This window comes from Bacillaceae bacterium S4-13-56, assembly GCA_040191315.1.
GTDB lineage: Bacteria > Bacillota > Bacilli > Bacillales > JAWJLM01 > JAWJLM01.
Genome location: JAWJLM010000040.1, coordinates 1 through 18007, shown reverse-complemented (window position 1 = coordinate 18007; position 18007 = coordinate 1). Strand labels below are relative to the sequence as shown.

21 protein-coding genes and 1 pseudogene are annotated in these 18007 nt (G+C 36.2%); 17 read left to right on the top strand and 5 right to left on the bottom strand.

Translation table 11 applies throughout. The features are described 5' to 3' along the window. Positions 1-201: 201 nt before the first annotated feature. From RZN25_11670 to RZN25_11650, 5 genes and pseudogenes are all read left to right on the top strand, one after another. The gene (locus RZN25_11670) at positions 202-1920 is read left to right on the top strand and encodes a sigma 54-interacting transcriptional regulator (GenBank protein MEQ6377475.1); all 1719 of its coding nucleotides are present in this window, start codon (positions 202-204) and stop codon (positions 1918-1920) included. A 110-nt stretch (positions 1921-2030) separates the two neighbouring features. Then, on the top strand, positions 2031-3218 hold the full coding sequence (locus RZN25_11665; GenBank protein ID MEQ6377474.1) for an MFS transporter: 1188 nt from the start codon (positions 2031-2033) through the stop codon (positions 3216-3218). Positions 3219-3463: 245 nt separating this feature from the next. Beyond that, positions 3464-4006: a GNAT family N-acetyltransferase gene (locus RZN25_11660; GenBank protein ID MEQ6377473.1), complete on the top strand. Its 543-nt coding sequence runs from the start codon at positions 3464-3466 to the stop codon at positions 4004-4006. Then, a pseudogene (locus tag RZN25_11655) lies at positions 3993-4445 on the top strand (FMN-binding negative transcriptional regulator). Before RZN25_11660 ends, RZN25_11655 begins: the two are co-directional and overlap by 14 nt. A 79-nt stretch (positions 4446-4524) precedes the next feature. Beyond that, positions 4525-4923: a VOC family protein gene (locus RZN25_11650; GenBank protein MEQ6377472.1), complete on the top strand. Its 399-nt coding sequence runs from the start codon at positions 4525-4527 to the stop codon at positions 4921-4923. Between the two features lie 13 nt (positions 4924-4936). Here RZN25_11650 and RZN25_11645 read toward each other — a convergent pair whose 3' ends face one another. The 4 genes from RZN25_11645 to RZN25_11630 all read right to left on the bottom strand — a co-directional run bounded on the left by RZN25_11645 (position 4937) and on the right by RZN25_11630 (position 7286). After that, positions 4937-5233, bottom strand: coding sequence for a hypothetical protein (locus RZN25_11645; GenBank protein MEQ6377471.1), 297 nt, complete (start codon positions 5231-5233; stop codon positions 4937-4939). A 388-nt stretch (positions 5234-5621) separates the two neighbouring features. Further along, on the bottom strand, positions 5622-5906 hold the full coding sequence (locus RZN25_11640; protein ID MEQ6377470.1) for a hypothetical protein: 285 nt from the start codon (positions 5904-5906) through the stop codon (positions 5622-5624). Between the two features lie 163 nt (positions 5907-6069). Then, positions 6070-6309, bottom strand: coding sequence for a hypothetical protein (locus RZN25_11635; protein ID MEQ6377469.1), 240 nt, complete (start codon positions 6307-6309; stop codon positions 6070-6072). Positions 6310-6425: 116 nt separating this feature from the next. Then, on the bottom strand, positions 6426-7286 hold the full coding sequence (locus RZN25_11630) for a metallophosphoesterase (GenBank protein MEQ6377468.1): 861 nt from the start codon (positions 7284-7286) through the stop codon (positions 6426-6428). Between the two features lie 321 nt (positions 7287-7607). Between RZN25_11630 and RZN25_11625 the strand changes: the two genes are divergently transcribed. The 4 genes from RZN25_11625 (at position 7608) to RZN25_11610 (ending at position 9960) form a co-directional block, all read left to right on the top strand. Further along, positions 7608-7913 (top strand): nucleotidyltransferase family protein, encoded by a 306-nt coding sequence (locus tag RZN25_11625; protein ID MEQ6377467.1) that lies wholly within the window; start codon positions 7608-7610, stop codon positions 7911-7913. Next, positions 7897-8226: a DUF86 domain-containing protein gene (locus RZN25_11620; GenBank protein MEQ6377466.1), complete on the top strand. Its 330-nt coding sequence runs from the start codon at positions 7897-7899 to the stop codon at positions 8224-8226. The genes RZN25_11625 and RZN25_11620 overlap by 17 nt, the downstream gene beginning before the upstream one ends. A gap of 332 nt (positions 8227-8558) precedes the next feature. Continuing rightward, on the top strand, positions 8559-8726 hold the full coding sequence (locus RZN25_11615) for a hypothetical protein (GenBank protein ID MEQ6377465.1): 168 nt from the start codon (positions 8559-8561) through the stop codon (positions 8724-8726). A 55-nt stretch (positions 8727-8781) separates the two neighbouring features. After that, the gene (locus RZN25_11610; GenBank protein ID MEQ6377464.1) at positions 8782-9960 is read left to right on the top strand and encodes a D-alanyl-D-alanine carboxypeptidase family protein; all 1179 of its coding nucleotides are present in this window, start codon (positions 8782-8784) and stop codon (positions 9958-9960) included. An 81-nt stretch (positions 9961-10041) separates the two neighbouring features. Here the strand turns inward: RZN25_11610 and RZN25_11605 are convergent, their stop codons facing one another. Further along, positions 10042-11091, bottom strand: a complete 1050-nt coding sequence (locus RZN25_11605; GenBank protein ID MEQ6377463.1) for an alpha/beta hydrolase — start codon at positions 11089-11091, stop codon at positions 10042-10044. 211 nt (positions 11092-11302) lie between these two features. On the opposite strand from RZN25_11605, the gene RZN25_11600 reads away from it, so the two are divergent. The 8 genes from RZN25_11600 (at position 11303) to RZN25_11565 (ending at position 17568) form a co-directional block, all read left to right on the top strand. Further along, positions 11303-11779 carry a GNAT family N-acetyltransferase gene (locus RZN25_11600; protein ID MEQ6377462.1) on the top strand — a complete coding sequence of 159 codons (477 nt, stop codon included), beginning with the start codon at positions 11303-11305 and terminating at the stop codon, positions 11777-11779. Between the two features lie 20 nt (positions 11780-11799). Beyond that, positions 11800-12165, top strand: coding sequence for a cupin domain-containing protein (locus RZN25_11595; GenBank protein MEQ6377461.1), 366 nt, complete (start codon positions 11800-11802; stop codon positions 12163-12165). Positions 12166-12365: 200 nt separating this feature from the next. Beyond that, on the top strand, positions 12366-12836 hold the full coding sequence (locus RZN25_11590) for a hypothetical protein (protein ID MEQ6377460.1): 471 nt from the start codon (positions 12366-12368) through the stop codon (positions 12834-12836). Positions 12837-13066: 230 nt separating this feature from the next. After that, positions 13067-13564, top strand: a complete 498-nt coding sequence (locus tag RZN25_11585; GenBank protein MEQ6377459.1) for an RNA polymerase sigma factor — start codon at positions 13067-13069, stop codon at positions 13562-13564. After that, positions 13561-14154, top strand: coding sequence for a zf-HC2 domain-containing protein (locus RZN25_11580; GenBank protein ID MEQ6377458.1), 594 nt, complete (start codon positions 13561-13563; stop codon positions 14152-14154). The genes RZN25_11585 and RZN25_11580 overlap by 4 nt, the downstream gene beginning before the upstream one ends. 130 nt (positions 14155-14284) lie before the next feature. After that, entirely contained in the window at positions 14285-15001 is a 717-nt protein-coding gene (locus tag RZN25_11575) for a sulfite exporter TauE/SafE family protein (GenBank protein ID MEQ6377457.1), read from the top strand. 483 nt (positions 15002-15484) lie between these two features. Then, on the top strand, positions 15485-16633 hold the full coding sequence (locus RZN25_11570) for a DUF4367 domain-containing protein (protein MEQ6377456.1): 1149 nt from the start codon (positions 15485-15487) through the stop codon (positions 16631-16633). Between the two features lie 272 nt (positions 16634-16905). Further along, positions 16906-17568, top strand: a complete 663-nt coding sequence (locus RZN25_11565) for a haloacid dehalogenase type II (protein MEQ6377455.1) — start codon at positions 16906-16908, stop codon at positions 17566-17568. Positions 17569-18007 lie beyond the last annotated feature (439 nt).

Genomic DNA, 18007 nt, shown 5'->3' with positions numbered 1-18007 from the left:
TTCTCACACTATATATAAGCAAAAAGCATGCCAACTTTTCATTGGGTCACAACAAGGGTATTTACAGTATATTGTTAATAATCGTTAACGGATAAATTGTAAAGTGATAAGATTAGTTAACAAAAGTTGACGAAATAATTTTAAATTTCTGATAATTATTGATACAATAGAGTAAAGATTTTTTTCGAAGGAGGAATGAATTTGCTAATCACAAACTATATGACAACCAATTTTTCAACATGTACATTGGGAGATACGTTAGATGATGTTCTTAAGGTGTTTTTAAAGGGACATTCAAAAATATTACCGATTGTAAATACGAATGGAGAATTGACCGGGATCACCACAAAAAATTCAGTTTTTCGCCTTCTGGTAAATAAAACACCACTAGAAACAACAATTGAAGAATTTTATAAAGCTGATCCAGTTTTTTTAATCGAAACAGATACACTGGAAGAGGCAAGAATTCATTTGCTGAATCATAATATAGGACATGTCCCTGTGGTGAATAAAGAGAAAAAACCTATTGGATTGCTCTCAACGCAGGAATTATTGGACTCCTATAATATTATCTATACTCAATTAAATTCGGTAATTGATTTTGCGTATGATGCGATGTTTGTCGTAAATAAAAATGCAGTCATTACCATGGTGAATAACAGTTTCTCTGATTTATTTCAATTAAGTAGCAAAGACGTTTTGTCCAAATCCGCTGCGGAGTTATTTCCTGAACTGGATATAGAAAATGTGATGAAGCGCGGAGCAAACATTAACAACACACCACAAATTATAAATGGCCAACAATGCCTCATTTCCATCAATTTGATCAAGGAAAATGGAGATTTGAACAGTGCCATTTGCAAAATTGCCTTCCGCGGCTTAACGCAACTGCAAGAGGCACTGACAAAAGTCAAAAGACTAGAGAAACAAGTTTCAGCCTATAAAGATGAAATCCATAACAGCAAAGGCACGAAATATACATTACATGATATTGCCGGCGAATCCAACCCAATTAAAAAAGTTAAGCATGAGGCCATACTTGCTTCAAAAAGCATTTCCACCGTTTTGATCACCGGCGAAACTGGCACAGGGAAAGAGATGTTTGCCCAAGGGATCCATGCTGCATCCAATCAACCAGGAAGATTTGTTGAAGTGAATTGTGCCGCAATACCGGCGGAACTGCTTGAATCAGAGTTTTTTGGTTACGTAGGCGGTGCGTTTACAGGCGCAAAACCAGGCGGGATGAAAGGTAAGTTTGAAGTAGCACAAAATGGAGCGATATTTTTGGATGAAATTGGTGATATGCCTCCCCAACTACAGGTGAAATTGTTGCGCGTTTTACAAGAGAAGGAATTCCAACCAATCGGCAGTTCGAAGACTATTCATTTAAACATGAAAATCATTGCCGCGACAAATCAGGATTTGGAAAAGTTAATTCGTACCGGTAAGTTTAGGGAAGATTTATATTATCGTTTAAATATTATGAGTATCCACATCCCACCTCTACGCGAAAGAATAGAAGACGTGCCGGAGATTGTAAATAGCATTATCAATAATCTGAATCAGAGTGGTTTCTATATTAAAGGTATAACACATTCAGCATTAACAAAATTAATGGAGTATTCATGGCCCGGCAATGTGCGTGAATTACAAAACACTCTCGAAAGAGCAGCAAATATACGAACAGGAGATTATATAGATGTTGATGACATTTCTCTCATGCCGCGGAATGTTGAGAAAACATCAGGCACGCCAAATAATGGTGGATATAATTTTAAAAACAGAATTAATATCACCGAAAAAGATACGATTGTAGAAGCGCTTCAGAAAACGGGTGGGAATAAAACACGGGCGAGTGAGCTACTTGAAATTAGCAGACCCTGGTTGTATAAGAAGATGAAGGAGTATGGGTTGTATTAACAACGGACACCTGCCATTCCTTTGTAAGTATTTGGTTTTAAATCTGGGAGGTAGCTAGGTAAAATAGGTATGGGTAATTTATAAAGTATTGTTGGGAGAAAAGGAGAAACATGACATTAATACTGTTAGTCATTATTTATTTGGCTTTTATAAGTTTAGGGTTACCAGACTCTTTATTAGGTGCTGCGTGGCCTGTCATGCAAGAGGATTTTGGAGCACCACTTGAGATAGCTGGATTTTTATTTATGACGATAGCTGGGGGCACCATACTTTCTAGTTTAGTTAGTGGAAGAATCATTGAGAGGTTTGGTACGGGGAAGGTCACATTTATTAGTGGGTTAATGACGGCAGGTGCTTTGCTTGGGTTTTATTTTGCCCCATCCATCCTTTGGCTGTTTGTATGGGCGATACCGCTAGGGTTGGGGGCTGGTGCGGTAGATGCTGCATTAAACAATTATGTAGCCTTACATTATAAAGCACACCATATGAGTTGGTTACATAGTTTTTGGGGAGTAGGGGCCACGTTAGGACCGGTCATTATGGCCCAGTTTATTTCAGGACAGTATTCGTGGAGAAGTGGATACTTAACCATTGCAGGAATTCAGTTCGTGTTAGCAGCCATTCTTTTATTTTCTTTACCATTGTGGAAGAGAGTATCAAAAATCAGTCCTGTAATAGAAGATGAAAAAAGGGAAGACATTCAGGATAAATTCCTTGATGAAAATAGCAGGGTGAACCCTTTACAAATTAGAGGAGTAAAACTTGCTTTATTGTCTTTTCTATTTTATTGCGCGACAGAAGCGACGGTCGGGCTTTGGGGAAGTAGTTTCCTTGTCAATGTGAAGGGGGTGTCCGCGGCTACTGCTGCTCAGTGGGTTTCCTTTTACTGGGGAGGATTAACGATTGGCCGATTTCTAACTGGGTTTATTACCTTTAAAATGAGTAATCGAAAGATCATTCGAATGGGCCAAATCATCGCGTTAGTAGGGGCTGTACTCTTGGTTCTGCCATTCCCATCTATTCTTTCACTCATAGGATTTATTGTCGTCGGACTAGGACTAGCACCTATTTTTCCAAGTATGTTACATGAAACACCAACACTATTTGGGAAGACTCATTCACAGAAGATTATGGGTTATCAAATGGCCGTGGCTTATACAGGCACTACATTCATGCCACCACTACTTGGATACATTGCCTCCCACACAACCATTGGAATCTTCCCGCTTTTCATTCTGACTTATGCAGCAGCCATGCTCCTAAGCTCTGAAAGGTTAAATCGGGTGATTTCATGGTAGATCTTTCCTCGTGGGGACGGTTCTCGCGTTGAATTTTCTTCGTTTATAAGGTTTTTTCCATAATAAAAGGCAATCATGAATTGGATTGGCTTTTATTTTAGCGGGAATAATTGGAATTTTATGTTGAAATCGGGATAAGGCATAAATAATGAAGTATTAAAAGAGTTAATTCTACAATCTATCAAATTTCCACAGGAGACCTACCCTAATCAAAACTGAGTTGAAGGCGAAGGAGCGAAAGGTTAATGACCATCCAATTAAAGAAGTGCACGATTGAGGATTCAAGCCGACTTCGAGAGATTAGTTATGTAACATTTGATGAGACATTCAAGGACCAAAATTCATCGGAAACTATGAAAGCTTATTTAGAAAAGGCTTTTACTATAGAGCAATTAGAAAAAGAACTCTCTCATCCATCCACCGAGTTTTATTTTATTTATAAAAATGATGAAGTTGCGGGATATTTAAAGGTTAATACGGACGATGCTCAAACAGAAGAAATGGGGAAGGAATCATTTGAAATTGAACGAATTTATATAAAGAACAAATTTCAAAAACAGGGACTCGGTAAATATCTTTTTAACAAAGCTATTGAACTAGCAGAGAATTATAATAAAAAGAGCGTTTGGTTAGGCGTATGGGAAAAAAATGAAAATGCAATTGCTTTCTATAAAAAAATGGGGTTTGTTCAAACGGGGGCTCATTCTTTTTATATGGGGGATGAGGAACAAACCGACTTTATCATGGTCAAATCACTTTCAGAGGGGGATGGACATGTATATTCCTAAGCATTTTCAAGTTACGGATTTTGATGAAATAAGGGAATTCATTCAAAAGTATCCTTTTGGCACAGTGGTAACGACGGACCAGGGGAAGCCAATTGCCATTCATTTGCCTTTGGTATTACATAAACAAGGAGGTAATTTTTATGTGACTGGCCATATGGCTGTGGGAATTCCCATTAGAAAACGTTCGAGGACAATAAGGATAGCGTCCTAGTTATGTTTCAGGGCCCTCATGCTTATATTTCATCTTCGTGGTATGAGTCTGAAAATGTTCCCTCATGGAATTATCAATCAGTTCATGTTTATGGAACAGTTAGTATAATGAGTGAAACTAAGTCAAAATCGAAAAGAAGAAGATTATCAAAACATTATTGAAAAAATTCGTGAAGAAAAGGGTCCACATGCAAAGGATTTGGCAGACGTTATGAAAAATAGGAAGTAGTTAAGTAGAGAGTATGCAAAAAAGAAGTGGTGCTAGAAAAGGCTAAAGCGTAATTTTTAGATTGTTAAGGGGGATAAATGTGCAAAAAGGATTATTACACCATATCGAGATCTATGTTTCGGATTTAGATCAGACCGTCGAATTCTGGGGGTGGCTTTTAGAAGAACTAGGGTACTCTTCATTCCAAAAATGGGATAGTGGCCATAGTTGGAAACTAAGCGATACATACATAGTTTTTGTTCAAGCAGAAGATAGGTTTCTAGATCCTGCCTACCATAGATGTCGAGTTGGACTAAATCATTTGGCATTTCATGCTTCCTCACGTCAACATGTAGATGAAATGACGAAAAAACTAAAAGAAAGAAACGTGAAAATTCTTTACCCAGATAGACACCCATTTGCTGGGGGAGATCACTATTATGCTGTTTTTTTCGAGGATCCAGATCGGATAAAAGTAGAGCTTGTGGCTCCTGAATAGTTTTGACTAGTCTTCATATTAGAAACGTTTGCGCCGGAGCCATCCCAACACGGGTGGTCTTTTTTCTATATTTTTTAATGATTTCGTCTAATTGAGACTTGTCTACAGCATGGAAAGAAATATGAACAGCATTAACACGGAATGCTGAGGCAATTTGTACCTCTTCCTCAAAACGAATTTCTCCCTTCCAATCTCCTCCATCAAAAAAAATGGGGAAGTCATCTGTTAGTTGTTCATCGTTAAGTTCTATGAAATAAGATTCCAGCGCGGTTAGTGGGATTCCTCTAAATTCTAGATTCATTGTCTCCATGTTAATCACCTCAGAATATTTTTATGTCATAACGTTGAGTGGAAAGAGTGCATATAGTACTTTTTTTATAATACCCAGAAATACCGAAATCATGATGAAATGACTATAAATGTATGCAATAAAAATTATGGTGATGTGAAAAGAAAACGTTCACTTTAAACAGTTTTTGGATTATTTTTGACAACAAAAAAACGAGCAAAATCCTTATGGGAGTATGCTCGTTCCTTTTTTATTATAACTACCGTTACTTTGTGAACACTACCTCACAGACTCGTGTTTTAATATAACAAACATCATTGCAGTTTTCCTAAGCCCTGATGTTAAACTTCAAAAGTATTAGATTAATTTCTTCTAAAAAAGCGATTGTTTTATTATGCAATCGCTCCCATTAATTAAGCAAACTTCCAAATATTAAAATAAAGCCCATAAAAGCTGATAAACCAAGTGTTAACACTACTGTGGATACACTTCTTGCCATACCTTGCCAGCCCCTAACACCTGAGAAACCAAACACACCAAATAAAAATGTAACTAACGTAACGAATAAAACAATTGTAAAAGGGTGAACACCCAATATAGAATTCGTAAACCAGCCTGAAAATGAAACGCTTAGAAACAAAACGACACAAATAATCGAAAAAACAAATGACCAAAAGTTGATTTTTTCTTGCATCCTAATGCTCCTCCTAATCTATTATTTTTCAATCAACCAACATGCTCCAATAGTGAAACAGTCTATCTGTTTATTATAGATACGCCCCCTTAGTTGAAGTGTAATCATTCACAAAATAACAAAAAATAAAGGGGAGTGACACAATGTATCATTCACCCTTTTCCTAATTTGTTATAAATTTTTTAAGTAACTTAATATCTGTTTCATGCTCAGCCACTTTTACAGCTATACTTTCGACACTAGTTTGTTTTTCGGTGTTGCTAGCAACTTGATTAGATACGTTATCTAATTTCTCTATAATAACTTGTTGCCCACCTTCAAGTCTCACCAAACGTTCGTTTAAAGGTTGTAACTTCTCGTCCAACAAGGATGAAAACATTTGAATTAACTCTTTATTTTCCATATCCTCACCACCTAGATTTAGTATAACAACTATTTTTTAGTTTGTCGTAATTATTTAAAGAAAGTTCCTTTTAGCTTATTGTTAATGCCCCCGTTACATCAATAAGAAATAACTCTTTATTTGCTTTTTAGAATAATTTCAACTACTTCTGGTCGGTTATTTATTCTAAGAGGAACTGGATTGTTACCCAAACCTCTACTTACAACCATTATTGAGTTTTCTTTATGAAACAAACCACCATCATATTCTGGGAAAAACCCCTCTGTTGAAACAATTCCTCCAATAAAGGGCAGGTTTATCATTCCTCCGTGAGTATCACCAGAAAAAACTATATCTGCTCCCAAATCAACATATTCATCAAAATAAAAAGGTCTATGCGAAAGTAAAATATTTACTTCGTTTTCACTCGTTACACCTAACCGTTTTTCAATTTGAATATCTCCTGACAAGTGTTCCTTTAAACCATATAAGTTAATCTTTGCATCTTGTTCTACGATTGTTGTTTTTTCATCATTTAGAATTGTAACACCAAGATTACTTAATTTTTCTTCGTATGCTTCTTTAGTACCTTCTTTTTGATACTTATTTCTATCTTCGTAATACAAACCTTCTTCGTGTTCACCAGTAACATAATAAGTCGGATAATTATTGTTCAGATTTTCAAGCAACTCTATTAGAACCTCACCGTTATTAGGTATGTCTTGCGAATTATTTAACATATCACCAGTTATAACAATTATGTCTGGCTTAATTTTATTGATTTTATTAACCAATCTCTTGTTTCCTTCTCCAAATTCTTTATTATGCAAATCCGATAACTGCACGATTTTAAAACCATCAAATTCCTCTGGCAAGTCTTCTAAAAGGACAGTTTCATTTGAAACCGAAATCCAATTAAGTTGTAAAAAGTAGTACACTACTAAAAAGATTAAAATTGCTAAGGTGATTACTAATTTTTTTCTACGTCTTTTAACCATTATTTCCTCCCTATAAAAACCAATGACTAACTTAAACTATCCTGCTTCATTTAAGATCACTAATACACAATATAGTTTTGCCTGTTAATTTAATTTTACCATAAATATCCTATAGTGTTTTGTTTACCAAAATGACCCCAAGCTTTTCCCTTGATATTATTAGATTTTGACGGCGAGAACCGTCCCTACCTTAAGCCAGGTTCATTTAATCATGGGATTATTAGTAATTGGTGATGGGAAAAATACATATACAATTATCAAAGAAGATAGGGAACATGTTATAATTATGTAACCAAAATCCATAAAATGGCGGTGATTATTATGTTATCGCAACAAGAAATTCTCAAGGAACTTTCAAAAAATTTGAAAGTATGGAAAGATAAATATGGAATAAAAAACATAGCATTATTTGGTTCATATTCTCGTGAAGAACAAAATGAATCGAGTGATATTGATCTATTAGTCGAATTTGAGAAAAGCACATTGACGTTTGATAATTATATGGATTTAAAAATAACCCTTGAAGATCTTTTTCAAAAAAAAGTTGATTTGGTCATTTTTGATGATATAAAGCCTGCACTCAAAGAAAGTATTGTTAGGAGCGCTAAGTATGCAGAGGGAGCCTAATGTCTTTCTAGAAGATATATATAATGCCTCATCAAAGATTCAGACATATACAAATGGACTTTCCTATGATGAGTTTATTGATAATGAAATGGTTGCTGACGCAGTAATCAAAAATATACTAGTTATTGGAGAAGCGGTAAAAAATATACCTGATGAAATAAGGAAGAATAACCCTCAAATTGAGTGGAGAAAGATGGCTGGAATGAGGGATATGGTGATTCATGGGTATTTCTCCATAAATTATCGAATGGTTTGGGATGTTGTGCAAAATAAGATTCCAGTATTAAAACAAGAAATCAGAAAGCTACTTTAGGTATTTTGTAATTCAAAGCCGTTATTTATTTCGGCTTTTTATTTTCGAATATAATGTTTCCTATGCGAGGAATACTGCATAGGAAACAATTTAGAAGCAACACTAAAATGAGGTGTTGTCTATGAAAAAATATATTTTATTACTGCTGATCATTTTTTGTATATACCATCCTAAAAATACTGGGGCTAGTTTAGAAGCTCATAAAGTAGTTTCGAATCAGAAACAAAAATATTCAATATAGATGATGAAGAAAAAGATGTAGAGAAATTTAGTAGATTTGCTACTTCGAATTCTCCTCAATATATTGAGGTAACGCTAGTTGTGCAAAAGAAATGAATGAAAGTGGCGAAAGCAGAGAAGGACTTATTGCTGAAACAATTGAGATAACTGAAAAGGGACCTGGTGATATTTCCAATTCACCCATTATTTCTCTGTATTTTTTCTTTCATGTTACAGATTTAACAACTCCGTTACATCTACTCATTCATGAACATTTTTAACTCTTTTTAAATTAATATAGAAAAAAGAAGAGTAAATGGAGAAGTAGGTGCCATCATGAAGAAGACAACAATCGTTTCCTCTATTTTTTTCCTATTCATTTTTTCTTGTTTGAACAGAATAGTGTTAGCTGAAGAAGAAATTGAACCCCCTTATATTTCGAGTGAAAGTGCTATATTAATAGATGCAAAATCTGGACAGGTCCTCTATGATAAATATTCAAATAATGAAATGTATCCTGCAAGCACAACCAAAATTGCCACCGCAATTTATGCTATCGAAAAAGGGGATTTAATGGACATTGTGACCATTAGTAAGAATGCCAGAGGGACTGTAGGTTCGAGTGTTTATCTAGATGAAGGAGAAGAAATAAGTTTAAAAAAGCTAATACAAGGATTAGTTATTAACTCAGGAAATGATGCAGCAGTAGCCATCGCCGAACACATCGATGGAACTGTGGAGCAATTTTCGGAGAGTATCAATAAGTATTTAAAAAATAAGGTTGGGGTCTCCAATACTCACTTCATAAATCCGCACGGACTGTTTGACCCTAGTCATACAACGACTGCCAGTGATTTAGCCAAGATTACGCAGTATGCCATGAAAAACGAAACATTTCGCGAAATTTTTGGGATCAAAGAACTGGAATGGAACGGGCAATCTTGGTCAACTACCTTATACACCCACCATAAGTTAATGCGAGAAGCCCCTTATGAAGGGGTGACTGGTGGGAAAACTGGATATGTCAATGAATCTAAGTTTACCTTAGTTACTACTGCGGAAAGAGAGAATATTAGTTTGATAGTTGTAGTATTAAAAGGTTCAAAAGAGGGTATTTACGATGATACGGTGGAATTGCTTGATTATGGATTTAATAACTTCGAGTCAACGGTAATTCCTAAGGGAAAAGAATTCGTGACAGATGAGAGTGAAATCTTTGTTTCGGAAGATAATCTTTACTTCACTCAACTTTTAGACGAGGAGACAAAACCAGAGTTGATGAATAGCGGAAAATTAGTGATAGACCAGACTTTTGACCAGTTAGACATCTCTTTTCATTTGGCTAAGAAACCCGTTGAAGTAGAAGAAATGAATGTCCCGCAAATAGTGAAGAAGAATGAACAAGAGGATGGAACAAGAACTCTATCAGGATTCTTCCTTATGATTGTGATAGTTGAAATTCTAGCGGTTTCAATCCTGTTTTCTTTAAAAAGATTCTTTAAGAGACCTAGTTGACTTTCCAAAGAAGGTTTGGCATGAGTAAAAAAGAGCTTGGAATCTAGTCCAAGCTCTTTTTTACTATTAATTTCCAATTCTCTAAATCACTGATTCCAGAAAAGCAGTAAGCTTTTCGTTGAAGAGATCTGCTTTTTCAATATGAGGGGAGTGACCGGTATCTTCCATCACAACTTCTTCGTACTGACCCCCATTTTCCTTGAATTGATCTAGTACGAACCTCATTTGTGATACCATAGGTTGAGGTGGCATAACGTCATCTCCAGGCCATCCTGGCACATAGCCACCTTTTCCAAGGAAACCTAAGTCCAAAAAGGACTGATCAGAAACAATTAAATCATTTTCTCCACGAAACCAAAGTACAGGAATAGAAGAATCTGTCTCAGCAAACACAGATAAATTTACGTATTTAGGAGATATGGAGTTGTTAATTCCTTTTCCACCAGGTGCAACCCCTGGCCATTCTGTACAAGTTTCCAAGTCACCTGGATAAAACCCTTCGCCAATACCAATAGAGCACATGGCTTTAACAAATCTATCTTCACGGTCTTTTTCTACGCGAAAAGGAGGTTTAAAGTAGAATTGGTTCATGACCATCATAGGACTATTAGCATCATCTTCACTTGTATCCTGTTCGGCTAGACGTTTCACAAAATCAGGGTTTGCCGCTCCACCGCCAGAACCAGCATAATTTGGATAACAAGGTGTACCTTGTACATCTTTTGTTCCGCCAAATCCAAAAGGAGACATTGGACTTTCGAAAACTAAAGAGGCAACGTCAGAGGGATAGTCAATGGCGAATTGCATGATGACAGACCCTCCAAGAGACCAGCCAATCAAATGTACTTTTTTAGATAAACCTAGGGCGTCCTTAAAGGATTTTAAATCGTCACTCCAATCTCTAACACCACGGGTTGCATCAATAGGGAGCATTTCTGTTTTGCCAAAACCACGTAAGTCAGGGGCGACAACATGATAATCCATAGCAAACGTTTGAATGGTTTCATCCCAAAATTCATTAGAAGAGACATTCCCATGAATTAAAAATAGAGTTGGATTTTCGGCACTCCCTGCTTCCAAATACGACATGGTAAGACGTTCTGTGATCACACTTTTTTCTTGAATAGTCATCCGATCGTTCCTCCTAAATTCATAGATTTCAAATCCTTTAAAGCTTGGCAAACGAATCTAGGGTGTATATCTAATTATAAGGGTAGCAGAGAGGAAACTGTCAACATTTAAATTAAAACGCTTTCAAAAATACTTCTGGTCCAATAAGTTTTCATTATTGAAAATTAATATTAGAATAAATAAAAAGATTTAAAAGATATGGGGATGAAAAATGAGGATACGTGAAATAGAAGAAAAGGACAACCAGGCCATGGAGCAAATTATCAAACGTTCCCTAGAGTCATTTGGCTTAAATATTCCTGGGACAGCCTATTTTGACTCGCAACTGAGTGGTCTAGCTCAATATTACAGGGAGAAACCAAATGCAAAGTATTGGGTTGTAGTGAACGAACAAGAAGAAGTGGTAGGCGGTGTAGGAATTGGGCCATTTGGCAAGGAAGAGGGAATTTGTGAGCTTCAGAAGCTTTATATCAAACCCGAAGCTCAAGGCAAGGGTCTCTCTAAAGAGCTTATGAAAGTAGCACTAGGCTTCGCCAAAGAACATTATACATACTGTTATTTAGAAACCTTAGAAAAGCTTCATGTAGCCAATCGTCTTTACGATAAATTAGGATTTGAGAAACTCGAAAAAGGCTTAGACGATTCGGAACATGGTGCTATGGATACGTGGTATATGAAGAAGTTATAGGGAAAAATGGAGGTGCTTTAATGGATTGTCAACCGATAAACTTAAAAGAAAAATTAACTAAATTCAATGATCACTGGTCCCCAAAAGTCATATGCGAAATGAATGACTACCAATTTAAACTTGTCAAAATTCAAGGGGACTTCGTATGGCATGACCATAAAGATACGGATGAGGTATTTTTCGTGATCGATGGTGAAATGTCTATTGTTTTTCGTGATGGAGAAGTAAAACTTTCAAAAGGAGAAATGTATGTGATCCCCAAAGGAGTGGAGCACAAAACAAATGCTGAAAAAGAATGTCAGGCCATGATTATAGAGCCAACGGGGGTGGTTAATACGGGTGATACGGATTCCGAGTTAACCGCGGATAATGATGTTTGGATTTAGAAAATCTTGGGTGTTTGTAGCAGTATATTTTTCTCCCACATGAACGGGTAGCCAACCATGAAGCAAGCTTCACCAACAAGGATGAAAAATTTAATGTTTTATTTTCATGGAGTAATATAAAGTCTTAAGTGAAACGAAAAGAGTAGGTGGGAGCGGCCATTGATTGAAGTTTTTATTAAAGAACGCTAGATTAGAGGGATATGTATGAAGAAAAAAATATATGTAGGGATAGTAATTCTTCTAGTAATTGTTATTGGGGTTTTATGGGGGTAGAAGTAAAAGGTAATCAACTTCTGAGGAAATCAGAATTAGAGCACTATGCAACAAAAGCTCTATACAATGAAGTTGAAACCATTCAGACCACACTTTTGCAATATGACAGAACTAATATCCCTTCAAATATATTGGAATTGTCTGTTAGCTCTTTAGAAAACTCTTATGACATGTATGCAGCAGCTATATATAGCTTAGAATTAGGAGAAACAAGGAGAGCAGAAAAAAACTTTGATATTCTCGTTTCAATAACGCATCTATTAACAAAGGACACCCTTTCAGAAGATGACCTCAATCGTTTAGATAATGAAATGGAATACATTAAAAGCAATTACATTATTGTAGAAAATAACCTTTCAAATATTAAAAATAAACAAAGCAACTACTGGTGGAAGTAAATGATTAAGTAATAGTTTTTGAAATTTCATATGAAGATGATCAATGGAAGTCAAAAGATGTGAGGCTGATTTGGATTAGTTGATTCTAGCCATGGACGTCCCTAATTTAAAGTACTTTATAGTGACACTTTGAAAAATGGTTACTATAGGGTACTTTTTTATTAGTAAGTTTAAATTTTTTTGTAACGAATCCAAAATAAAAGGGACTAACACAATGAGGGGGGGACGTATTGAAGGATTTTCAAGAGCTTTATCGACTGTATTCAAAGCCATTATATAATTATTTATTTTATCTAACTAGCGACCGAGCCTTGGCCGAGGAATTAGTCCAAGAGACTTTTTATCAGGCTTTCAAATCGATTCATCGTTTTAAGGGTGAATCATCCATAAAAACGTGGGTTTTTCAAATCGGAAGAAATGTGTACTATAAGCACCTTAAAAAGAATTTACATAAACACGATGAATTTGATGAAAATGATATGAAATTTGTTAGTCTTTCAACCCCTGATCGTGTGTTGGAGCAGGTGGAACAGGAAAGGATGCTACATCAAGCAATTCAAGAGTTAAAAGAACCTTACAAGCAAGTCTTGATTCTACGTAGCTTTAATGAGCTGAGTTTTAAAGAGATCGGTGAAATGTTTAGGGAGAGTGAGAACTGGTCAAGGGTGACTTTTCATAGAGGAAAATTGAAATTAAGAGAGATTTTGAAAAAGGGGGAAGATCAGTGAAGGTTACATGCGATGTAATACAAGATTTATTGCCTTCTTATATAGACGGATTAACGAGTGAAGCAAGCAATCATTTAGTAAAAACTCATTTAGAGGAATGTGAAAATTGCTGGGAAATGTATGATCAGATGAAACAGGATGTTCCGAACTCTAGTCAACAGGAAATGGGTCACCCTTCTGAGGCTATTGAGGAAAAACTGGTCAGTCGTATCAAAAGTAAAATTTTAACGGTGATTATGACGCTGATTGTGACCTTTACTCTAATAGGTTTTTTCATAGGGGCTTATGGATCCGTGGTTTTTCAAGAAGGAAATCCTATCCCCATTGTTACATCGATCCTAAAAATCGAATTTTCAGATTCAGAATATGTGAAATTCTCTTCTTCCCCAGACCGTTATATAACGGAGTTTGAGGAAGAAAGATATTCAGTTATGAAAGAGTATATGAAGGAGCGCGGATGGACGTTTAAGGAGCAAATGGGCTCAGGGTTTATTTTCGACAATGAGGGTGAACAATTGGTAGTTGAAACAAGGCAGTATACGAGAAATTATTATATTTGGGACGTGCCACCAAGAGAAACAAAACAGTAGGAAAGGAGATAGCTTTGTCACAAAATATTCGGTGAAATGTTGGAAAATATTTGTTATTCATTATATCCTTGGGTGATAGAATGAGTTGATAGACCATAAAAAACTTTGCCAACAAGGGAGAGTAACCCAAATGGAAATCACTTTTCTTTCTGTTTTATCCCTCGGATTTGTACTAGGAATTAAACATGCAGTTGAGCCTGATCATGTGATCGCTGTCTCTACTATTGCTAGTCAGAGTAAAAAGCTTTGGAAATCGGCTTTATCTGGTGTTTTTTGGGGTATAGGACATACTGCAACGATATTTATAGTTGGCATTGTTGTCATTTTATTAAAAGGGGATATTCCAGATAAATGGGCTATGTCCTTTGAATTTTTAGTGGGCATTATGCTTGTTTTTCTAGGAATTACAAGTATTTTTTCTTTTAGAAATATCCATGTGCATAAGCATAAGCACGATGGGGACCTACATAAACATGTCCACGCCCATCCACATGAAAAGGTTCATCACCATAAACATAAGCACCAATATGCTCCTTATATAAAATCAACAGTGATTGGTTTTGTACATGGCCTTGCAGGAAGTGCTGCCATGATCTTGCTTGCCATGAGCACAGCAAACACCGTTTTAGAAGGAGCTATCTATATTCTTGTTTTTGGTGCAGGAACTATTATTGGGATGCTTTTCTTTACAACTATTATTGGAATTCCATTTGTTTTGAGCAGCAAAAATTTGCATATGAATAAATACTTAATTCAGTCCACAGGTGTCATTAGTATGGTGTTTGGATTTTATTATATGTATAACTTAGGGATTACAGAAGGGTTATTTCAACTATGGTTTGGCTAGTTCCTTTTTGATTGAATCCTGCTGGAGATCGTACACAGGCTGTCGAGATTATTCGGCAACCTGTTTTTTATATTCTTCTTGCGTCCAACTAATGGGAGTGACGCGTATGAAGAATATTTGCATCTTCATTTTGTTTACAGGTTTTTAAAAGAAGTTGAGTCCAAATTTAGGACAAGTCCATTCAATTTAGTCAAAAAATCAGATGAACCATAGTAGAAGAATATTCTCAGGGAACTGCTATTGATATTGATAGCAGTTTTTTAATTGTTTCAAGGAACAAAAGGAACAAAATAGGGTTCTAAAAGAGTTAATAATTTAGAACAATCCCATATGAAACCTAAAAATTCAACGTGAGAACCGTCCCCACCAACACACCAATATACCAACAACATGAATGAGTTGTGGTGTTAGGGAAAGGATATTTGTAGAGGGGTTTCTATTCGCTTTTAGGATGATACAGTAGGAAGGAGAGATACAGAAGTCGTGAGAAAATTTTATTTATTTTTTGTTCTGATTACAACATTTATCATGTCAGCTTGTGGCACGCAAAATCATATGGATCAAACAGAGGTATTACAGCAGGCAAGTGAGGCCGTTGAAAAGCTGGAAAGTTATTCGTTTGATATGTTGATCAACATGAATGTGATGGATATGATGGAAACGACAATGGAAGGTACCGGGGATGTTACACACAACCCAGATACGATGTTCATGACCATGAGCATGGGAATGCCAGGTATGTCGATGAATTTCGAAACTTATGTACATGAAGAGGAAGCTTTCATGAGTATGTTTGGTGAATGGTTCACCATAGATAAGAAAGAAATGGGTTTAGATAGTTTCGATCAATTAAATAAAGAAGAAATGGAAAAACTCATTCGATTGGAAGACCAATTTGTCATGACGGAGGAAGATGATCAATATATTTTAACTTTGTCTGGAGAAGGAGATGAATTTAGCGAAATTGTTAAGCCGTATATTGAATCATCCTCAGGTAATCTCCCAGAAGATCCGGCGTTAGGTGAAGTGCAAGATATTTCGGTCAATAACCTTGATCTTGAGATAGGAATTAATAAAGAATCGATGATCATGACGTCTCAATCTGTTCAAGCTGACTTGGTAGTGGATGGAGAACCAATGCAGTTGGACGGGACAATCAACATTTCCGCTGTCAATGAAGTTGATCCGGTTGAAATTCCAGATGAAGTTAGGGAAACCGCAACGGAAGATTTTATGGGCGGGGCTTTTGGTTTAGAAGAGCCGATGACCTTTGAAGAAATTCAAGAAACTGTGGATTTTACAATTCCTCAAGTGACAGCCCTTCCAGAGGGTTATAGCATGGTCGACAGTTGGTATGAGGAAGAGAGCGAGATGATCATGCTCAATTATGAGAAGGATTTAGAAAATGGATTTGCGTTTAGCATTTATCCTTCTGCAGAAGCTTATGGAGAAGTTCCAGAGGACAAAACAACGGAAAGAGTAACCATTAATGAAAATGAAGGAATTTTGTCTGACATGGATGGTTTTATCATTCTGACGTGGGAACAGGATGGTCGATTTTTAGAGTTAATGGGTGGAGGCCCTGAATTAACAAGTGAAAACTTTATCGAATTTGCGGAAAGTGTGCAATAGAGGAGGAAGGCTAAGGCTTTTCTTCTTTTTTGTAGGAAGTTAGTCGTCAATTTTAATGAAATTTAGGGTAATGAGTTTAAGTTCTTAAAAATCGAAACCTTTTTACATTTCTTCCATCTATCCTAATAGGGAGTGATGGATATGAAAAATATTCATATAGGAATGGCTGGAATTATTTCATCGGCTATTATTTAAGGGTTTTATTTTAACAAAAACTAATTTTTGATGGTGTGTGATAAAATAAAGTTTCACTTTATAAGGAGGAGATATAGATGGCAAAAGTAAAAGCATTTGTGTTTGACGCTTATGGTACGTTGTTTGATGTTCATTCTGTAATAGAGGCTTGCAATGAACTTTTTCCTAGGAAAGGTCAGCAAATCAGCGAGGTATGGAGGCATAAACAGATTGAGTACAGTTTCTTACGGCAACTTATGGGCAGATACTGTACTTTTTATGAAATCACAAGAGATTCTTTACGATATGCTTGTCGTAGTCTAGAGGTTGATTTATCAAAAGAAAAGGAAGAACAGCTTCTAAATGAATATTTGCACCTGGCGCATTATGCAGAAGTGGAAGAGGTTCTTCAAAAGCTTCAAGGCAAAACAGTTGCGATCTTTTCCAATGGTTCCTATGATATGCTTCGGCCCCTTGTCGAAAATTCAACATTATCGGAGTTGTTTGATGCAGTTCTTAGTGTGGATGAAGTGAAGCAATATAAACCAACACCCATGTCCTATACACTTGTTTTGGAGAGACTGGACGTAAAACGGGAAGAAGTGCTGTTCATGTCATCGAACACCTGGGATATAACAGGTGCCAAGAGTTTTGGATTTCAGACCGCATGGATAAACCGGAAAGGCGTAACAGAAGAAGAACTAGGCATTTCCCCTGACTTTGAATACAAAAATTTAAGAGGAATTTTGGAACACATTTGAGTGTGTTGGTAGCTGTGTTGGTAGGGACGGTTCTCACCGTGAAAAAGAGTTTATCAATGAATGGATAAGTCTCTTCTGACATCACAACTAAGAGAAGTGAATTATAATTAAAGCCGTTATTTTTGATCTAGATGGCACGTTATTAGAAAGGGATGCATCACTAAGAAGATTTGTAGAGAGGCACTTACTTTTGAGGATGGGACAAAACCGGAATTTTCGATTTTTGAGGAGGGCATCGAGGGTGGCCTGCAATGATTCCATTAAAGTTCGTGAAGAAAATAAATTGAAATAAGAAGTGGCAGTCGAGATGAGTGTTGATAGGGTCGGTGCTTACGAGGAAAAATCACGGTTTATAGACATTTTAAAAAAAGAAATAAAAATTTAGAAATGACATTGGAAATTTAAGAAGAACGAAATCGCTACGCGATGGCTCTGGGGA